This is a genomic window from Pseudomonas sp. McL0111 (assembly GCF_052567255.1).
Genome location: NZ_CP199585.1, coordinates 5274408 through 5292706, shown reverse-complemented (window position 1 = coordinate 5292706; position 18299 = coordinate 5274408). Strand labels below are relative to the sequence as shown.

16 protein-coding genes are annotated in these 18299 nt (G+C 60.0%); 8 read left to right on the top strand and 8 right to left on the bottom strand.

Annotated elements, in window-relative coordinates; translation table 11 throughout:
* Positions 1-82: 82 nt before the first annotated feature.
* The 3 genes from ACTWLJ_RS23885 (at position 83) to ACTWLJ_RS23875 (ending at position 3014) form a co-directional block, all read left to right on the top strand.
* Complete coding sequence (locus tag ACTWLJ_RS23885) at positions 83-1288, top strand: NAD(P)/FAD-dependent oxidoreductase (RefSeq protein ID WP_445178715.1); 1206 nt, start codon at positions 83-85, stop codon at positions 1286-1288.
* Positions 1289-1478: 190 nt separating this feature from the next.
* The gene (locus ACTWLJ_RS23880) at positions 1479-2084 is read left to right on the top strand and encodes a DUF6338 family protein (protein ID WP_445178714.1); all 606 of its coding nucleotides are present in this window, start codon (positions 1479-1481) and stop codon (positions 2082-2084) included.
* Positions 2085-2381: 297 nt separating this feature from the next.
* Positions 2382-3014 (top strand): RNA polymerase sigma factor, encoded by a 633-nt coding sequence (locus tag ACTWLJ_RS23875; protein ID WP_445178713.1) that lies wholly within the window; start codon positions 2382-2384, stop codon positions 3012-3014.
* A gap of 111 nt (positions 3015-3125) precedes the next feature.
* On the opposite strand, the gene ACTWLJ_RS23870 is transcribed toward ACTWLJ_RS23875, so the two are convergent.
* The gene (locus ACTWLJ_RS23870) at positions 3126-4010 is read right to left on the bottom strand and encodes a LysR substrate-binding domain-containing protein (RefSeq protein ID WP_445178712.1); all 885 of its coding nucleotides are present in this window, start codon (positions 4008-4010) and stop codon (positions 3126-3128) included.
* Between the two features lie 157 nt (positions 4011-4167).
* On the opposite strand from ACTWLJ_RS23870, the gene ydiJ reads away from it, so the two are divergent.
* Positions 4168-7194 (top strand): D-2-hydroxyglutarate dehydrogenase YdiJ, encoded by a 3027-nt coding sequence (gene ydiJ, locus ACTWLJ_RS23865; protein ID WP_445178711.1) that lies wholly within the window; start codon positions 4168-4170, stop codon positions 7192-7194.
* Between the two features lie 147 nt (positions 7195-7341).
* Here the strand turns inward: ydiJ and ACTWLJ_RS23860 are convergent, their stop codons facing one another.
* Positions 7342-8733, bottom strand: coding sequence for an aldehyde dehydrogenase family protein (locus tag ACTWLJ_RS23860; protein ID WP_445178710.1), 1392 nt, complete (start codon positions 8731-8733; stop codon positions 7342-7344).
* 103 nt (positions 8734-8836) lie between these two features.
* Between ACTWLJ_RS23860 and ptrR the strand changes: the two genes are divergently transcribed.
* The 3 genes from ptrR (at position 8837) to ACTWLJ_RS23845 (ending at position 10987) form a co-directional block, all read left to right on the top strand.
* A complete protein-coding gene (ptrR, locus tag ACTWLJ_RS23855; RefSeq protein WP_445181408.1) occupies positions 8837-9718 on the top strand; it encodes a putrescine utilization regulator PtrR in 882 nt (293 codons plus the stop codon).
* 79 nt (positions 9719-9797) lie between these two features.
* On the top strand, positions 9798-10460 hold the full coding sequence (locus ACTWLJ_RS23850; protein ID WP_445178709.1) for a M24 family metallopeptidase: 663 nt from the start codon (positions 9798-9800) through the stop codon (positions 10458-10460).
* A 98-nt stretch (positions 10461-10558) separates the two neighbouring features.
* Complete coding sequence (locus ACTWLJ_RS23845; RefSeq protein WP_401212233.1) at positions 10559-10987, top strand: TOBE domain-containing protein; 429 nt, start codon at positions 10559-10561, stop codon at positions 10985-10987.
* Positions 10988-11049: 62 nt separating this feature from the next.
* Here ACTWLJ_RS23845 and ACTWLJ_RS23840 read toward each other — a convergent pair whose 3' ends face one another.
* Together ACTWLJ_RS23840 and ACTWLJ_RS23835 are read right to left on the bottom strand one after the other, a co-directional pair.
* Complete coding sequence (locus ACTWLJ_RS23840) at positions 11050-11673, bottom strand: glutathione S-transferase family protein (protein WP_445178708.1); 624 nt, start codon at positions 11671-11673, stop codon at positions 11050-11052.
* A 114-nt stretch (positions 11674-11787) separates the two neighbouring features.
* The gene (locus ACTWLJ_RS23835) at positions 11788-13203 is read right to left on the bottom strand and encodes a purine-cytosine permease family protein (protein WP_445178707.1); all 1416 of its coding nucleotides are present in this window, start codon (positions 13201-13203) and stop codon (positions 11788-11790) included.
* Positions 13204-13568: 365 nt separating this feature from the next.
* Here ACTWLJ_RS23835 and ACTWLJ_RS23830 point away from each other — a divergent pair, with 365 nt between their 5' ends.
* Positions 13569-14480 carry a LysR family transcriptional regulator gene (locus ACTWLJ_RS23830; protein WP_401212242.1) on the top strand — a complete coding sequence of 304 codons (912 nt, stop codon included), beginning with the start codon at positions 13569-13571 and terminating at the stop codon, positions 14478-14480.
* A gap of 24 nt (positions 14481-14504) precedes the next feature.
* Here ACTWLJ_RS23830 and argE read toward each other — a convergent pair whose 3' ends face one another.
* The 4 genes from argE to ACTWLJ_RS23810 all read right to left on the bottom strand — a co-directional run bounded on the left by argE (position 14505) and on the right by ACTWLJ_RS23810 (position 18254).
* Complete coding sequence (argE, locus tag ACTWLJ_RS23825; protein ID WP_445178706.1) at positions 14505-15656, bottom strand: acetylornithine deacetylase; 1152 nt, start codon at positions 15654-15656, stop codon at positions 14505-14507.
* Positions 15653-16330 (bottom strand): DUF1028 domain-containing protein, encoded by a 678-nt coding sequence (locus ACTWLJ_RS23820; RefSeq protein ID WP_445178705.1) that lies wholly within the window; start codon positions 16328-16330, stop codon positions 15653-15655. Before ACTWLJ_RS23820 ends, argE begins: the two co-directional genes overlap by 4 nt.
* Before the next feature lie 144 nt (positions 16331-16474).
* A complete protein-coding gene (locus ACTWLJ_RS23815; RefSeq protein WP_401212251.1) occupies positions 16475-16891 on the bottom strand; it encodes a RidA family protein in 417 nt (138 codons plus the stop codon).
* A gap of 58 nt (positions 16892-16949) precedes the next feature.
* A complete protein-coding gene (locus ACTWLJ_RS23810) occupies positions 16950-18254 on the bottom strand; it encodes a flavin-containing monooxygenase (RefSeq protein ID WP_445178704.1) in 1305 nt (434 codons plus the stop codon).
* Positions 18255-18299 lie beyond the last annotated feature (45 nt).

The following is an 18299-nucleotide window of genomic DNA, read 5'->3' as shown; positions in this document are numbered from 1 at the left end:
CTGACTTGTTGATTTTATATCCGACTAATACAGTCGCCGTTATCGAATTCAAACCCAGTGACTTTCTCTCCCGGAGACAACAATGAAACAGCACATTCTGGTAATCGGCGCGGGTTTTGGCGGTATGTGGAGCGCGTTGAGCGCCACGCGTCTGGCCGAGATTCATGGTCGTGACAACGTTGAAGTCAGCGTTCTGGCGCCTCAGGCCGAGCTGCGCGTGCGTCCACGCTTTTACGAGCCGAACGCGCATCAACTGGCTGCGCCGCTGGGCGAACTGTTCGAAGTAGTCGGCGTTAACTTCATCAAGGGCGCTGCCGAGAAAATCGACGTGCAGCAAAAAACCGTCGCTTACACCGATGCTTCTGGCGCGAAGCAGTTGCTGCACTTCGACAAACTCGTGCTGGCGACCGGCAGTGGTCTGGCGCTGCCGAACACCCCGGGCGTGGCGCAACATGCTTTCGACGTTGACCGCATCGAGTCGGCGATCCGCCTGGAAAAACATTTGAAAGCGCTGGTCGATCAGCCTGAAACCCAGGCTCGCAATACGGTAGTGGTGGCGGGCGGCGGTTTTACCGGGATTGAAACGGCCACGGAAATGCCGGGACGTCTGCGGGAAATCCTTGGTGAGCAGGCCGACATCAATGTGATCATCGTGGATCGCGGGCAGAAAATCGGCGCTTCGATGGGTGAAGAAATCAGCCACTCGATTATCGAGGCCAGCGAACAACTGGGCGTTGAATGGCGTCTCGGTGTCTCGGTGGCAGCGGTCGATGCAAGCGGCGTGACGCTGTCGGACGGTCAGCACATTGATGCGAACACCGTGGTCTGGACCACTGGCGTGCGCGCCAGCTCACTGACCGAACAGATCCCCGCCGAGCGTGATGCTCAAGGTCGCCTGCACGTTGATGCGAACCTGAAAGTCATCGGTCAGGACAACATCTTCGCCACCGGTGACGTGGCCTACGCCGCTTCCGACGCCATCGGCAACCACGCGCTGATGACCTGCCAGCACGCGATTTCTCTGGGGCGGCATGCCGGCAACAACGTCGCGGCGCAGCTTCTGGGGGTTGATCCGACGCCGTACAGTCAGCCGAAATACGTGACGTGTCTCGACCTTGGCGCCTGGGGCGCGGTGTACACCGAAGGCTGGGATCGTCAGGTGAAACTGGTCAAGCAGGAAGGCAAAACGCTGAAGACCCAGATCAACACCCAGTGGATTTACCCGCCTGCGGCTGATCGCGTCAGTGCATTGGCTGCCGCAGACCCGATGATTCCTGTGGTTGCGTAAAGCGCAGGTTGCCTACCACAAATCCCGCTCAGGTGATCCTCAGCGGGATTTTTTGCAAGGCCTTCCGGCAGGGGCGCATGGGCGGGTAATGAGATGTGACACTTCCTGAAAATGGATTCACTGAGCGGGGCTAGGCTCTAACGTGCGGGCCATCAATCGGGCCGGCATGTCTTTCAAGGAGCCGTCGATCATGGATGATCTGGTCAAAGAAGTTATTCCGTTGTTGCAGTATTTGATCCCAGGGTTTTTCTCGACCTGGATTTTTTACTCGCTCACTGCGTTCAAGCGACCTGAAACGTTTGGTCAGATTGTGCAGGCGCTGATTTTTACGTTTGTGATTCATGGTGCGGTTTTGGGTGTTGGCGCCCTCTGCTTGTGGATCGGTTCCAAGGGCTTTTCTGTCGGGAGTTGGGACGGCAAGGCTGAGGCGCTCTGGGCGTTTATTGTTTCGGCATGTCTCGGTGGACTTTCATGTTGTCTGGCTTCCAATGACAGACTGCATAGGTGGTTGCGTAAGCGGAACCTGACTCGGAAAACTTCCTACCCAAACGAGTGGTACAGCGCTTTTGCGAGGCAGAACCGACTTGTCACATTGCATTTGAATGATGAAAGGCGATTGTTTGGCTGGCCTTTCGAGTGGCCGTCAAGTCCGGTGGAGGGGCAGTTCATCATGTCGAATCCATACTGGCTCGACGATGATGGCGGGATGCTGTCTTTTGGCGCTGAATTATTGGTGATAGATTCATCGAAGGTTCAGTGGGTTGAGTTCACCCGCGTCGAAGAGGTTCCAGGATGAGCGCTAAAGCACCAACACCTATGCCGGCGTACATTGCGCGCCTCTTTGCTGGCCCCGACGGCAAGCCGTCGCCACAGTTGAAAGGCCCCAGCGCTCCGCCGCCGCCAAAGCGCTGATGCGCGATAAAGCCCCCCAAAAAACGCCGCTCATTGAGCGGCGTTTTTTATTGCCCGTGCAAAGATAAATACTTTCCTGATGCATCCACTGTCAGCGTTGCTCCGTATGTAGTTCAGAAGCACGCGTGCCTGCGTCTCTGGATGCAGGTGTCCAGCGGTCATACCTTGGATGATCAATGAAATGCGCCTGTCAGGGACTGTCGAAGAAACATTGCATCAACCGGACGATGTTGGCTTTCTGGATCGCTTGCTCAAAGGTGAGCAGCAGGCCTATGTCGATCTGGTCAATCGTTATCAGGGCGCCATGCGGGCGGTGGCGACGGCGATTGTCGGGCGCAAACACATGGATGATGTGGTGCAGGAAGCCTGGCTGGCGATTGTTCGCGGGCTGGCGGGATTTCAGGGGCGGTCTAGTCTCAAAACCTGGATTCTGACGATCACCGCCAATGCTGCGAAATGCCGTTACGGCCAGAATCGCCGCGACGCTGTGCTTGACGATCTGCCGGCGTCATTCGGCGGAGTGGGTGAGGAGCGATTCAGCACCGATGGACGCTGGTCCGGCGTGCCGCAGCCCTGGCATGAAGACACCCCCGAAGCGCTGCTGCGCGAGGAGCAATTGCGCGAATGTCTTGAGCAGGCTTTACGTGAGTTGTCTGATGCGCAGAGCAGTGTGCTGTTGCTGCGGGAACGTCAGGGGCTGGAACTGGAAGATATTGCGCAATTGCTGGATATCTCGCTGACCAACACCCGGGTACTGCTGCATCGGGCCCGGCTCAGTGTGTTTGCGGCGGTTGAGCGTTATCAGTCCGCTTGAGGGCCTCTTCGCGAGCAAGCTCGCTCCCACACGGGATTTGTGTTGCTCATCAATCCAGTGTGGGAGCGAGCTTGCTCGCGAAGGCATTGTAAGCAGCGCTACAACCCCAACTTACAACGTATGCAACAACCAATCGCAAAACGCCTTCAACGATGGCAACGCCTCATTGCGCGGCGGATACACCAGGTAATAGCTGCGCCGACTGGTAATCGGTTCTCCCAGTTGCAGCAACTCCCCGTTGAGCAATTCATCCTCGACCAGAATCCGTGGCACCAGACCGACGCCAATATTGGCGCGCACCGCTTGAATCAAATGCGCAGTCATCTCGAAACTCGGGCCGATGCGCATGCTGCGGTGCGGCAAACCGTGATGGCTGAACCACTCGGCCCAGGCCTGCGCGTTGCTGCTGACATTGAGCAGCAATTGCCCGGTGATGTGCTGTTCGGCTTCGCCGCGTTCGCTGGCGGACAATTGCGCGCTGGCAATCACCACCAGTTCTTCGGTGTGCAGGGGCAGGGCGGTCAGCCCCAACCAGTCACCGCCGCCGACACAAATTGCCGCGTCGATCTCGCTGGTGTCGAAGTCGATGGCTTCGATGCGCGAATGCAAGTGCACAGTCATGCCTGGGTGCGCGGTGTAGAAATCCTTGAGCCGTGGCAGTAACCATTTCGAACCGAACGTCGGCAGCGTCGCCAGGCGCAGGCTGTGAATGCCGGAACCAAATGCCATGGCTTGCAGGGTCGCGCTGCGGATCTGCCCAAGGGCTTCGGCGAGTTCGCGTTGATACATGCGCCCCACATCCGTCAGCACCACTTGCCGGCCTTCGCGACTGAACAGACGCATGCCGAGCATCTTCTCGAGAATCTGCACCTGACGACTGACTGCGCTTTGCGTCAGCGACAGCTCATGAGCCGCGCGGGTGTAGCTTTCGTGGCGGGCGGCAGCCTCAAAAGCCAGCAATAACGACATGGAAGGGGTGAGCGTTCGCGGATTCATTCGTTTTAGTCATGGATTGCGGGTCGATTTTACGTTTGTCCCAGCAGCGTTCTGCGCTGAACATGGGCGTATTAGATGGCGGAGCCTGACGCAATCATTCGTTGCGTACAACAGTTCACCGCCACACGGCCCGAATTTGAACCGAGATTCACACCTGATGATTGCCCAACTGTCACCCGCTAGCGCCCTGACCAGCGATTACCAACAGTTTCTCAACGCCCTGAAGGCCAGTGGTTTTCGCGGCGAGATCAGCGCCGATTACGCCAGCCGCGTGGTGTTGGCCACTGACAACTCGATCTATCAGCGGCTGCCGCAAGCAGCGGTGTTCCCCATGGATGCCGAGGATGTTGCGCGGGTTGCGCGGCTGATTGCCGAGCAGGCCTATCAGCAGGTGGTGATCACGCCTCGGGGCGGTGGCACCGGGACCAACGGCCAGTCGCTGACCGACGGCATCGTTGTCGATCTTTCGCGGCACATGAACCGCATTCTGGAAATCAACGTCGAGCAGCGCTGGGTGCGGGTGCAGGCCGGGGTGGTCAAGGATCAGCTCAACGCGGCCCTGAAGAGCGCCGGGCTGTTTTTCGCCCCGGAACTGTCAACATCCAACCGCGCCACCGTCGGCGGCATGATCAACACCGATGCCAGCGGGCAGGGCAGTTGCACCTACGGCAAGACCCGTGACCATGTGCTCGAATTGCAGATGATTCTGCGCGGCGGCGAACATTTGCACGGTCGTGCGCTGGAGGAAACTCAGCTCACCGAATATTGCGCCCGCGAAGATCGGGTCGGCGAAGTCTATCGCTGTGCGCGGCAGATCATTGATGAGCAGGGCGAGTTGATCAAACAGCGCTTCCCCGATCTCAATCGTTGCCTGACCGGTTACGACCTCGCGCATCTGCGTGAGGCCGACCAGCGTTTCAATCTTAATAGTGTGCTGTGCGGCGCCGAAGGTTCGCTGGGGTTTGTGGTCGAGGCCAAGCTGAATGTATTGCCGATCCCCAAACACACCATGCTGGTGAACATCCGCTACGCCGGGTTCATGGATGCGCTGCGCGATGCACGGGCACTGATGGCGCTCAAGCCGCTGTCGATTGAAACGGTCGATTCCAAGGTGCTGTTGCTGGCGATGCAGGACATCGTCTGGCACGGCGTCGCGGAATACTTCCCGCAGAACGCCGAGCGGCCGACGCTGGGGATCAATCTGGTGGAGTTCTGCGGTGACGATCCGGATGATCTGCAACGCCGGGTCGAAACCTTCCTCGAACACCTGAGCAGCGACCGCACTGTCGAACGACTGGGGCATACGCTGGCCGTCGGTCAGGCGGCAGTGAGCAAGGTCTACGGCATGCGCAAGCGAGCGGTCGGTTTGCTCGGCAACGTCGCTGGCAAAGCACGACCGCAGCCGTTTGTCGAAGACACCGCCGTGCCGCCGCAGCATCTGGCCGAGTACATCGCCGAACTGCGCGAGCTGCTCGACAGCCACGGTTTGCAGTACGGCATGTTCGGTCACGTCGATGCCGGCGTGTTGCACGTACGGCCGATTCTCGACATGAAAGATCCGCAACAAGCGGCGCTGGTTCGTCCGGTGTCCGATGGCGTCGCCGCACTGACCCAACGCTATGGCGGACTGTTGTGGGGCGAGCACGGTAAAGGCCTGCGTTCGGAATATTCACCGGCATTTTTCGGTGAGCTGTATCCCGCGCTGCAAGCGTTGAAGGCTGCGTTCGATCCGTTCAATCAGTTCAACCCCGGCAAGATCGCCACCCCGGCCAACGTCGCTGCGACACTGTTGAAGATCGATGAAGTAACCCTGCGCGGTGAGCTGGATCGGCAGATCGACGAAAAAGTCTGGCAAAGCTACGGCGCGGCCATGCATTGCAATGGCAACGGCGCCTGCTACAACTTCGATCCCGATGACGCGATGTGCCCTTCATGGAAAGCCACCCGCGAACGTTCACAGTCGCCCAAGGGCCGGGCGTCGTTGATTCGCGAGTGGCTGCGGTTACAGGGCGAGGCGGGGGTTGATGTGTTGTCGGACGCTGTCCGGCGACCAGCGTTTTTCAGCACGCTGTGGCAGCGCTGGCGTAACAGCCGCACGCCGGCAGCGGATTTTTCCCATGAGGTTTACGACGCCATGGCCGGTTGCCTGGCGTGCAAATCCTGCGCGGGACAATGCCCGGTGAAGGTCAATGTGCCGGAGTTTCGCTCGCGGTTTCTCGAGCTGTATCACAGCCGCTATCTGCGCCCGGCACGGGATTATCTGATCGCCTCGCTGGAATACAGCATTCCCTACATGGCGCGGATTGCGCCGCTGTACAACGGCTTGATGGGCGCCGCGTTCAGTCGTCGGATGCTTGAACGACTCGGCGGGATGATCGACGTGCCGTTGCTCAGCCGTTTCGATTTCCACGCGGCGATGCGTCGTTGGCAGGTGCAACCGGCCACGGTGCAGAACCTGTCAGCGCTGACTCAGGCGCAGCGCGAGCGCAGTGTGGTGCTGGTGCAGGACGCTTTCACCCGCTACTTCGAAGCGCCGTTGCTGGCGGATCTGGTGGAGCTGATTTCGCGGCTCGGTTATCAGGTTTATCTGGCGCCGTTCAGTGCCAATGGCAAGCCACTGCATGTGCAGGGCTTTCTCACCGCGTTCAACCGCGCGGCGTTGCGCAATGCCGGGCAACTGCAAGAACTGGCGGATGTCGGCGTGCCGCTGGTAGGGCTGGACCCGGCGATGACTCTGGTTTATCGCCAGGAATACCAGAAAGTGCCGGGCATGCAGGCGTGCCCGGAGGTGGCGCTGGTACAGGAATGGCTGCTCAAAGTGATGCCCGAGCAAACCGCTCAACGCAGCGCTGAGGCTTTCCGGCTGCTGGCGCATTGCACCGAGAAAACCAACGCCCCCGCCGCCACGCGGCAGTGGGAGCAAGTGTTCGAACGCGCCGGGCTGAAACTGGCGACACAGGCCACCGGGTGCTGCGGCATGTCCGGCACTTACGGCCACGAAGCGCGCAATCGCGAGACTTCGGCAGTGATCTACGAGCAATCCTGGGCACGGCAGATTGAGGCGCCAGCGGAGCAGGGCGAGGCGCTGGCCACCGGTTATTCGTGCCGCAGTCAGGTCAAGCGTCAGTCGGATCGGGCGGTGCGTCATCCGTTGCAAGTGTTGCTTGATGTACAGCGCCGCTGATGATCGTTGTTAAAACTATGCTGTAAGCAGTGCAAAACACTGTGGGAGCGAGCCTGCTCGCGAAGGCGTACGGTCAGTCAACTCACTGTTGAATGTCAGACGGCTTTCGCGAGCAGGCTCGCTCCCACAGTGGGGTTACGTTTTTTCTCAGCGACGATCCAGCCACACGGTTTGTGCGTTGCAGAATTCGCGGACGCCGAAGTGCGACAGCTCGCGGCCGAAACCGCTTTTCTTCACGCCGCCGAAGGTCACTCGTGGGTCGCTGGCGGAGTAGCCGTTGATGAACACGCCGCCGGTTTCCAGTTCGCTGGTCAGTTGCTGGGCCAGTTGCACATTGGCGGTGTAGATCGTCGCGGTCAGGCCGAACTCGCTGTCGTTGGCCAGTGCGATGGCATGCGCGCAATCGCGGGCGGTGATGATCGAAGCGACCGGGCCGAACAGTTCCTGTTTGAACGAGGTCATGCGGTCAGTGACGTCGGCCAGCACGGTCGGCTCGTAGTAGTTGCCCGGTCCTTGAGCCTTGCCGCCGCCGAGCAGCAGGGTCGCGCCTTCTTCCAGAGTGTCGCGTACTTGTTGATCCAGTTCGTCACGCAGATCGAAACGCGCCATCGGGCCGATGTAGGTGTCGGCGGCCAGAGGATCACCGACTTTCAATTTGCGCGTGGCTTCGACGAATTTGCGGGTGAATTCTTCAACCACGCCTTCTTCGATGATCAAGCGTTTGGCTGCTGCGCAAACCTGGCCGGAGTTCTGGTAACGGCCGATGACGGCGGCCTGTACGGCTTCATCCAGATCTGCGTCGTTGAGCACGATGAACGGATCGGAACCGCCCAGTTCCAGCACGCATTTCTTCAATGCTGCACCGGCCTGTGCGCCGATGGCCATGCCGGCGCGGACGCTGCCGGTCAGGGTCACGGCGGCGATGCGCGGGTCGGCGATGGCGCTGGAAACGCCTTCCGGGGTGACGTTGATCACTTCAAACACGCCATCGGCAAACCCGGCGCGGGTAAAGGCGTCGCGCAGCAGGTAAGCGCTGCCCATCACGTTTGGCGCATGCTTGAGCACGTAGGTGTTGCCGGCGATCAGCGCTGGCACCGCGCCGCGCAGCACTTGCCAGATCGGGAAGTTCCACGGCATCACAGCGAGAATCGGGCCGAGCGGGCGAAACTCGATGCGCGCCTTGCCACCTTCAACCTGCGTCGGTTCGGCGCTGAGCATGGCCGGGCCGTGTTCGGCGTACCACTCGCAGAGCTTGGCGCACTTTTCTATCTCGCCACGGGCCTGAGCGATCGGCTTGCCCATTTCCAGGGTGATCATGGTCGCCATGGCTTCGGCGGTTTCACGCAAGGCACCGGCTAGAGCGGTCAGGGCACGGGAACGATCTTGCAGCGGCTTGCGTTTCCACTTCGAGAAACCGAACGCGGCGCGGGTCAGTGCGGCGTCGAGGGCTGCCTGGGATTCAAATGCGTAGTGGCCGATCTGCTCGCCGGTGGCGGGGTTGATCGAGATAGCGTGGGTCTGGCTGGAAATCTGGCTCATGGCTTTGTCCTGCATGTTCAGTGGATGGGCCTAGAGTAGGGTGGCGTTTGTTTTCTGGAAACTGAATAATAAAGATCGTTTCGTTCACGATTGGAGAATGACTGTGGATCTGGTGCAGCTGGAAATTTTCAAAGCCGTTGCCGAACACGGCAGTATCAGCGCCGCCGCGACGCAGATTCATCGCGTGCCGTCGAACCTGACCACGCGAATCAAACAGCTTGAGCAGGACTTGGGTGTCGATCTGTTTATCCGCGAGAAAAGCCGATTGCGCCTGTCGCCCGCCGGCTGGAGCTTTCTCGAATACGCGCGGCGGATTCTCGATCTGGTGCAAGAAGCCCGCGCCATCGTCGCCGGCGAAGAACCGCAAGGCGCGTTTGCCCTTGGTTCGCTGGAAAGCACGGCGGCGGTGCGTATTCCCGAATTGCTCGCGGCGTATAACCAGCGCCATCCCAAGGTCGATCTGGACCTGTCCACCGGGCCCTCCGGGACGATGATTGACGGTGTGTTGTCCGGGCGACTGGCGGCGGCGTTTGTCGATGGACCGGTGCTGCATCCGACGCTGGAAGGCATCCCGGCGTTCGAAGAAGAAATGGTCATCATCGCGCCGCTCAACCATGGGCCGATCAAACGGGCGGGGGATGTGAACGGTGAGAGCATCTATGCCTTCCGTTCGAATTGCTCCTATCGCCATCACTTCGAAAAATGGTTCAGCACTGACGCTGCGGTGCCGGGCAAGATCTTCGAGATGGAGTCCTATCACGGCATGCTCGCCTGCGTCAGCGCCGGTGCCGGTCTGGCGTTGATGCCGCGCAGCATGTTGCAAAGCATGCCCGGTTGCGCGACGGTCAGCGTCTGGCCGCTGGCACCGGACTTTCGCTTTTTGACGACCTGGCTGGTGTGGCGCCGGGGCACGGTGTCGCGCAGTTTGAGCATGTTTGTGCGCTTGCTGGAGGAGCGCGGTGTGATGCGCGCAGAAGGCAATTGACACTCTGTGTCATGGCTGTATCTTGATCGCTGTTTCGCAATATAAAAAACTATACAGCGCAGTGATGAGGATTTCGTAAATGACCACAGCCCTGAGCGGCAAAGAAGCGGTAGGCGAGCGTTTTGTGCTGGAAACCATGCGCCACGCGCAGCAGTTGACCTGGAACGCCGTCGACGCGATTGCCAAGGTAATCAAACCCGGCATGCTGGAATCCGAAGCACAGGCGCGCGGCAAGGAAATCCTCGCCGAACTGGGCATGGACCGAATCTGGCATCCGCTGCTGATCCGCTTCGGTGCCAACACGCTGAAGGCGTTCAAGGAGCGCTCTGCGGGTGATCCAGTGTTAGGTGAAGACGATATTTTCTTCATCGACATGGGTGTGGTCTGGCAGGGGCACGAAGGCGATGCCGGAGCGACGTTCACCACCGGCTCCGACCCGCAAATGATCGCCTGCGCCGCCGCTGCCAAAGAGCTGTTCGGCCGGGTCGAGGCCTTCTGGCGCGAAGGTGTTTCCGGCGTCGAGTTGTACCGCTACGCCAGCGATCAGGCTGATGCCATGGGCTGGAAGCTCAACCTCGACATCAAGGGCCACCGCGTCAGCGATTTCCCTCACGCGATTTATCGCGGTGGCAATCTGGGGGATTTCGATCAGAAGCCGAATGCCGGCGTGTGGATTCTGGAAATCCAGATCGCCCACCCTGAGCGACCATTCGGTGCGTTCTATGAAGATTTGTTGATCTGATCTCAGAAAATGTTGCGCTGTAGTTGTTTGTACATAGCGCTAAACTTGATGATGTACGCCGTTTCCTAACTCCAAAGTCAAAAAAAGGACGTCCCGTCATGAAAGTCAGCGCACGCAACGTATTCAAAGGTCAGGTCAGCCAGGTTCAGCCGGGTGCAGTCAACGCCGAAGTGGTTCTGACCCTGGCCGGCGGTGAGCAACTGGTTGCAGTCGTGACCATGGAAAGCGTCAAGAACCTCGGCATCGCCGTCGGCAAAGAAGCCGTCGCGCTGGTCAAGGCGCCTTGGGTGATGCTGATGACCGAGTCCAGCGACATCCGCCTGTCGGCTCGCAACTGCCTGCAAGGCAAAGTGCTGAGCGTGACCGATGGCGCCGTCAACGCCGAAGTGGTCATCGAACTGGCCGGTGGTTCGAAGGTGTACTCGATCGTGACTCGCGATGCGGTTGCCGAGCTGGGTCTGGCAGCGGGCGTGAGCGCCACTGCGGTGATCAAGGCTTCGCACATCATTTTGGGCGTTCCAGCCTGATCTACTGATCAGGTCAATGAAAAACCTCTGATTCCAGATGCTGGAGTCAGAGGTTTTTTTCGTTATGGCGTACCGTTTCTGCCGTGCAGGCGGAAACCTTCGCGCTGGGTCAGGCGCTCGTAATAAGCATTGACTGCCTCGTACTCCGGGTGCGCGAGCGGCGTTTCAAACCAGCGGTTCACTGACAATCCAATCGGGATGTCGGCCAGTGAAAACACTTCACCAGCGACATAGGCACCGGTTTTTTTCAGTTGCTGATCAAGGATGCCCATGCTCTTCGACCACTGCTTGATCCCGTCATCCAGCGCGCTCTTGTCCTGATAGTCAGGCGACTGGCGCACCAGCGACATGAACGCATACGACCACGATCGGTTTAGCTCCGAGGCCTGCCAGTCGATCCACTGATCGACCCGCGCCCGGGCCTTGGCTTCGGCCGGATAAAGTTGTGCGCCGTCGTACTGCGCTGCCAGGTAACGAATGATCGTATTCGATTCCCACAGGGTGAAATCACCGTCCTGAATCACCGGCACCATGGCGCAAGGATTCAGCGCGAGAAATTCCGCTGACTCTGTCGATTTGAATCCCGAGCCCCAATTTTCGCGTTCGAACGGGATCTGCAATTCTTCGCAGGCCCAGAGGACTTTGCGCACGTTGATTGATGAAGCCCTGCCGAGAATCCGTAGCATGTCGCGTCCTTGTTACTTGTCGGGAGCAAAAAAAATAGCACACTGCCGATGGCGCATCCACTGAACGACAAAGGCCCTCACATTGGAGGGCCTTCGCTTTTATCGATGCAGCGTTTACAAGCTGTTGACCAACTTGCCGCCGGTCATCCGCCGACGATAAGCGGTATCACGGCTGGCCAGCCAAAAGTACAGCGGCGACGTCACCAGCAACCCCACCAGCCACGACAGATCCGCACCGTTGATGTGTGCCGACACTGGGCCGACGTACAGCGGGGTGTTCATGAACGGAATCTGCACCGCGATGCCGATCGCATAGGCCAGCAACGCTTGCGGGTTGTAGCGCCCATAGATGCCGCCGTCGAACTGGAAGATCGAGCTGATGTCGTACTTGCCTTTGTGGATCGCGTAGAAGTCGATCAGGTTGATCGCCGTCCACGGCACCAGCACCACCAACAGCACCAATACCATGTCGACGAAGTGCCCGATGAAGTCCGCCGAGGCACCGACTGCCGCGACGCAGCAAGACAGCAGGACGATGATCGAAATCACCGCACGGCTCTTGGCAGTCGGAATCCAGCGGTAGGCGAAGGTCTGCACCAGGGTAATCAGCGACAGCACCGCGCCATACAGATTGAGCGCGTTATGGCTGATTACGCTGAGCAGGAACAGCACCAGCATCAGCGGGCCGATGGCGCCGGTCGCGAGTTTGACCGCGTCCATGGTGTCCATGCCCACGGGCGTCGCCAGCACCGCAACGGCGCCGAAGATGAACGACAGGCTCGAGCCCAGCGTCGAGCCGAGATAGGTGGTCCAGAATGTCGAAGACACCTTCACATCGGCCGGCAAGTAGCGTGAATAGTCCGAAACATACGGCGCAAACGCGATCTGCCACAACGCCGCCAGCGACACGGTGGCCAGCCAGCCGGACAGGTTGAAGCTGCCACGGGTGAGGAAGTCGGCGGTTTGTACGTGGGTCAGGATGTAGCCGAAACCGACGACGATGCCGATCCCCAGCACCCAGGTGCCGATACGGTTGAGCACGTGAATGAAGCGGTAGCCAATGATGCCGATGATCCCCGAACCGAGCGCACCGATAACGATGCCGACCGGCACCGGAACGCTATCGACCACGCCATGCAGCGACTTGCCGGCGAGGACGATGTTGGAGGCGAAGAAGCCGATGTACATCACCCCGGCAATCAGTACCACCAGCAAGGCACCTAGCGAACCGAACTGCGCACGGCTCTGGATCATTTGCGGAATGCCCATCTGCGGGCCTTGCGCCGAGTGCAGCGCCATCAGCACGCCACCGACCAGATGGCCGACCAGAATCGCAACGATGCCCCACAGCAGATTCAAGTGGAACAACTGCACGCCCAGTGCGCCAGTGACGATGGGCAACGGTGCGATGTTGCCGCCGAACCAGAGCGTGAACAGATCCCTGACCTTTCCGTGGCGATCTTCGGGGGGCACGTATCCAATCGTGTGTTTTTCAATGAGCGGGGCCGACGTTGTTGCAGGGGTAGCCATGACGAACTCCAAGGCAAGTATGAGTACGTGGACGTACTTCGGTAAGCGCCGGCACGGACGGCGCATTTCTTGTTGAAGCGATCATGTGCAAAGCATCGGGATAGATAAATTAGTAAGTTTGTTGCTTCAGACCTTAAAAAATATATGCCCCGGGTTTGTGGGGTGTCGGGTATGTTTCACCTCAACATTCAGTGCCCCGTGGCGAGGGGATTTATCCCCGTTGGGTTGCGTAGCGACCCCTGAAAAAGGGACTGCTGCGCAGTCCAGCGGGGATAAATCCCCTCGCCACGGATAAATCCAGTCACTACAGATAAATTGCATCACTACAAAAAACATTGCCTGACCTGATTTCGCCGGAGGTTCCCATGGCCGCCTACAACCTGCGCCAGCTCAAATACTTCGTCACCACCGCCGATTGCGGCAGCGTTGCCGAAGCCTCGCGCAAGCTCTATATCGCGCAGCCGTCGGTATCGACCGCGATCAAGCATCTGGAAGAAAGCTTCGGCGTGCAGTTGTTCATCCGCCATCACGCCCAGGGCGTCTCCCTGACGCCCAGCGGTTCGCGGTTCTATCGCAAGGCGCTGGAGTTGTTGCGGGTCGCCCATGAGTTCGAGCAGAACGCCCTGGCCGACAACGATGTGGTGGCCGGGCAGATCGATATCGGCTGTTTCGAAACCGTCGCGCCGCTGTACCTGCCGCGGCTGATAGCCGGTTTCAAGGAGCGTTACCCGGGCGTGGAAATCCGCATTCGTGACGGCGAACAACAGGAACTGGTGCACGCCCTGACCGCCGGCAGCATCGATCTGGCGATGCTGTTCGAACACGACCTCGACAGCACCATTGAAACCACGCCACTGATGCCGGCACAGCAGCCGTATGCCTTGCTCCCGGCCGATCACCGCTTTGCGCAACAGGCGAAAGTCTCGCTGCATGATCTGGTGCTGGAGCCGATGATCCTGCTCGACGTGGTGCCGAGCCGCACCTACTTCGTGAGTATTTTCGAGGAGTGTGGACTGACCCCGCACATCGTCTTCAGCTCGCCATCAATCGAGATGGTGCGTGGCATGGTCGGTCGGGGTTTTGGTTTTTCGATTCTGGTGACCAAACCGTTCAGCGACTACACCTACGACGGGCAGAAAGTCGTGTGCGTGCCGCTGGCTGAAAGCGTCACCGGTTCGGGCCTGTCAGCCGCGTGGCTGCGACGGGTGCAACTGACCAAACCGGTGCAGTTGTTTGTCGATCATTGCCGAGAAGAACTGGCCCGGCTGTACACCTGAATGGCGTACGCAGCCGGGACGTTTTTAGCTGCGAACAGAAGCCAGCAAGCGCTGCAACATCGCATCGCAGGCATGCAGTTGATCAAGGCTGACAAACTCGTCCGGTTTATGGCCCTGATCCATGCTGCCAGGGCCACAGACCACGGTCGGGATTCCCGCCGCATCGAACAGTCCGCCCTCGGTGCCAAACGCCACCGTGCCGAATTCCCGTGAACCGCAGAAGGCTGCAATCAGCTCCGCAGCCTGACTTTGCGCATCGGTGGCCAGCCCCGGATACGCCGACAGTTCGCTGAAACGGATATCACTTTGCTGATTGACCGCACGCATGCGCGGCAGCACCTGTTGCTCGGCGTAGGCCTGCAACTGCTGCGCGACCACGCTCGGGTCCTGCGAGGGCAGGGCGCGGATTTCGAAGTCGAAGCGGCAGTCGGCCGGGACGATATTCAAGGCTTTGCCGCCGCTGATCACGCCGGTCTGCACCGTCGAATACGGCGGATCGAAACGCGCATCATGCTGCTCCGGGGCTTTGAGTTGTTGGCCGATACGCCCCAGTTCGCCGATCAGTTCGGCAGCGTATTCAATGGCGTTGACCCCGAGCGGCGCATACGCCGAATGGCACGGATGACCGTGGACATCGCAGCGCATCGCCAGTTTGCCTTTGTGCCCGAGCACCGGTTTGAGTTCGGTCGGTTCGCCAATGATGCACAGCAACGGTTTGATCGGACGCTGTTCCAGCACCTTGAGCAACGAGCGCACACCGAGGCAACCGACCTCTTCATCGTAGGACAGGGCGATATGCACCGGCATGCGCAGCGGCGCGCTGAGCAGTGCCGGCACCAGCGCCAATACGCAGGCGATGTAGCCTTTCATGTCCGCCGTGCCACGGCCGAACAGTTTGCCGTCGCGTTCGGTGAGGGCGAAGGGCGGCACCGTCCACGGCTGGCCATCGGCGGGCACCACATCGGTGTGCCCGGACAGCATGATGCCCGGTTGATCGACCGGGCCTATGCTGGCGAACAGATTGGCCTTGCTGCGCTCATCGTTGTAGATCAGCTCGCAAGGCACATCGAAGCGGGCGAGATAGTCGCGCACGAACTCGATCAATTGCAGGTTGGACTCACGGCTGGTGGTGTCGAAACTCACCAGCGTCTTGAGCAGTTCGACGCTGCTGCTCATCGATCGTCTCCGGCGACTCCATAACCCGGGGCTTTAGCCGGATCGAGAGCGCGGTCGATGTAATCCTGCAATTGCGGACGGTAGGCGTTCCAGAGTTTCTGCAGTTGCCCGATCGGGTCTTCATCGGCCCAGTCGACCCGCAGATTGACGATCGGCCAGGTCTGTTCGCCGACCACCACCACCGCCGCCGAATGCACCGGGCCGGCTTCGCCACCGAGGGCTTGCGCGGCGTGCAGGGCCTTGAGCAGACGGTCGGCGAGTTGCCCTTCGCCGTCCTCGAAAGCACCGACCATCGCTTCGATCACCGAGCGTCCGGCGAGCATATTGCCGGCGGCGACGCACTGTTCGCCCGATACCGCGTTGTGCACGCCCAGGGTTTGCCCGCCGCTGAAATGCGCGCTCTGGCCGAGGTGGTTGATCGCGGTGATTTGCCGGTACTGACTGTAGCCGTTGCGGGTCAGCACTTTGTCGAGTGCATCATCGGGCGCCAGACCTTGTTCCATCAGTGCGAGGACTTCCGGGCCGAGGGACGGCAGGGTGATGTTCTGGCTCGACACCGCGCCGACACCCGGCAGCAGCCACGGGCAACGGGCGCCGACGGCGATGCTTGAGGAACTGATGGCGACGCCGAACTGGCCGGTTTCGGCGCAGCGGGCTGCGATTGAAAAGGTCATGGTCTTGCTCCTTGTTCGTTTGGGCTGGCCTCATCGCTGGCAAGCCAGCTCCCACAGGAATCTATGTCGTTCACAAAATCTGTGGCACACATAAAACCTGTGGGAGCTAGCCTGCTAGCGATGGCCGCAACTCGGTGAACCTGCTTACTCAGGAATAACCGCAATCACATCAATTTCCATCAGCCACTGCGGCTGCCCCAGCGCCGACACCACCAGCCCGGTCGAAATCGGGAACACGCCTTTAAGCCACTTGCCCGTCTCCTGATACACCGCCTCGCGATAGCGCGGATCGATCAGGTAAGTGGTGGTCTTGACGATGTGGCTCATGTCGCTGCCGGCTTCTTCCAGCAGTTGCTTGACGTTGCGCATCGCCTGTTCGGTTTGCGCCCGCGCATCACCGAGGCCGACCAGATTGCCGTCGAAATCAGTACCGACCTGACCCCGTACATACACGGTGTTGCCGGCGCGCACGGCCTGGCACAGATCGTTGTCCAGGGTCTGATTCGGGTAAGTGTCTTTGGTGTTGAACATACGAATGCGCGTGTGGGTTGGCTTGCTCATGTGCAGCTCCTGACAAATATGGAACCGGCGCTCTCGGCGTCGGCACGGAAGGTGGGGATCAAGCGTCGACGGTGTCGGCGGCTTTGCTGTGCGTGGCGTCGCGTTGCTCGGCATCGCGATAGCTCAGGTATTTGCGCTGGGTGGCGATGTGGTCGGCCACGTGTTTGGCGTCGTGCCACACGCCCCAGATGAACGAAGAACCACGGCGCGACTGCCACGGCAGTCCAAGGAAATAAATCCCCGACTCGCTGGAAACCCCGCGCTGATGCTGCGGTTTGCCATTGGCGTCGAACGTGTTGACCTGTAGCCACGAGTAATCGACAGCGAAGCCGGTAGCCCAGATGATCGAAGTGATGCCGGCCGCTGCCAGATCCAGATCGGCCAACGGGTTTTTCACGCACTCAGGGTCTGGATAGGTTTCGCGAGCCTCGGGCTCCAGCGGCAGATCCAGTCCGTTGCGTTCGACGTAGGCATCGGCGGCATCGAGCAGGGCCAGATAGTTGTCATCGCCGCGCTTGAGGTTGTCGAGCAGATCCTGCTTGAAGGTCACCACGCCGTTGTTGAACGACTCGGTCACGCCAACCAGCGTCATGCCGCGATGGGCCAGACCACGGAAGTCGATAGTGCGCCCGCCATGGGCGCCGCTGACGGCGATGGTCACGTGCTCGCGACCGGGTTTCATCGCCGCCTGATCCCACTCGCCCAACACCCCCAGCCACCAGCAGAAATCCCGGTTGCGATAGGCGCGAGGCGGGCGGTCGTGGGCGCCGACCGAGAGGTAAACCTGTTTGCCCGAGCGTTGCAGTTCATCGGCGATCTGCACCCCCGACGAACCGGCGCCAACCACCAGCACTGCGCCTTCTGGCAGTTGCTGCGGATTGCGGTAGTCGGCGGAGTGGATTTGCAGCAAACGTTGATCTTGCGGGGCAATGGCCGGGATCACCGGACGCTGGAACGGGCCGGTCGCCGCGACCACGCGGCTGGCTTCGATCACGCCTTCGGAGGTCTCGATGGTGAAGCCCGGACGCCCGACATTGCGCTCAACTTTCTTCACCTCGACGCCGGTGCGGATCGGCGCGTTGAATTTTTTCGCATAGGCTTCGAAGTAGTCCGCTACGCGCTCTTTCGGAGCAAAACCATCCGGGTCGACGTCGTCGAATTCCAGGCCTGGAAACCGGTCGTGCCAGGCCGGACCATTGGCCACCAGCGAATCCCAACGCCCGGTGCGCCAGCGCTCGGCGATACGGCTGCGCTCCAGAACAATGTGCGGCACACCGAGTTTGCTCAGGTGCTCACTCATCGCCACACCTGCCTGTCCGGCCCCCACAACGAGCGTGTCTGTTTTTATTATTTCAGTGGTCATCTCTACATCCTTCCTGGCAAGGCACTTGGATTCGGACCGCGCGGG

Bases quoted from the DNA above. Each gene is read 5' to 3' on its own strand.
- ydiJ (WP_445178711.1), top strand. From the start codon at position 4,168: ATGATTGCCCAACTGTCACCCGCTAGCGCCCTGACCAGCGATTACCAA.
- ACTWLJ_RS23810 (WP_445178704.1), bottom strand. From the start codon at position 18,254: ATGACCACTGAAATAATAAAAACAGACACGCTCGTTGTGGGGGCCGGA.
- ACTWLJ_RS23840 (WP_445178708.1), bottom strand. From the start codon at position 11,673: ATGCTACGGATTCTCGGCAGGGCTTCATCAATCAACGTGCGCAAAGTC.
- ACTWLJ_RS23880 (WP_445178714.1), top strand. From the start codon at position 1,479: ATGGATGATCTGGTCAAAGAAGTTATTCCGTTGTTGCAGTATTTGATC.
- ACTWLJ_RS23820 (WP_445178705.1), bottom strand. From the start codon at position 16,330: ATGACCTTTTCAATCGCAGCCCGCTGCGCCGAAACCGGCCAGTTCGGC.
- ACTWLJ_RS23830 (WP_401212242.1), top strand. From the start codon at position 13,569: ATGGCCGCCTACAACCTGCGCCAGCTCAAATACTTCGTCACCACCGCC.
- ACTWLJ_RS23875 (WP_445178713.1), top strand. From the start codon at position 2,382: ATGCGCCTGTCAGGGACTGTCGAAGAAACATTGCATCAACCGGACGAT.
- ACTWLJ_RS23845 (WP_401212233.1), top strand. From the start codon at position 10,559: ATGAAAGTCAGCGCACGCAACGTATTCAAAGGTCAGGTCAGCCAGGTT.
- ACTWLJ_RS23815 (WP_401212251.1), bottom strand. From the start codon at position 16,891: ATGAGCAAGCCAACCCACACGCGCATTCGTATGTTCAACACCAAAGAC.
- ACTWLJ_RS23885 (WP_445178715.1), top strand. From the start codon at position 83: ATGAAACAGCACATTCTGGTAATCGGCGCGGGTTTTGGCGGTATGTGG.
- argE (WP_445178706.1), bottom strand. From the start codon at position 15,656: ATGAGCAGCAGCGTCGAACTGCTCAAGACGCTGGTGAGTTTCGACACC.
- ACTWLJ_RS23850 (WP_445178709.1), top strand. From the start codon at position 9,798: ATGACCACAGCCCTGAGCGGCAAAGAAGCGGTAGGCGAGCGTTTTGTG.
- ACTWLJ_RS23870 (WP_445178712.1), bottom strand. From the start codon at position 4,010: ATGAATCCGCGAACGCTCACCCCTTCCATGTCGTTATTGCTGGCTTTT.
- ACTWLJ_RS23860 (WP_445178710.1), bottom strand. From the start codon at position 8,733: ATGAGCCAGATTTCCAGCCAGACCCACGCTATCTCGATCAACCCCGCC.
- ACTWLJ_RS23835 (WP_445178707.1), bottom strand. From the start codon at position 13,203: ATGGCTACCCCTGCAACAACGTCGGCCCCGCTCATTGAAAAACACACG.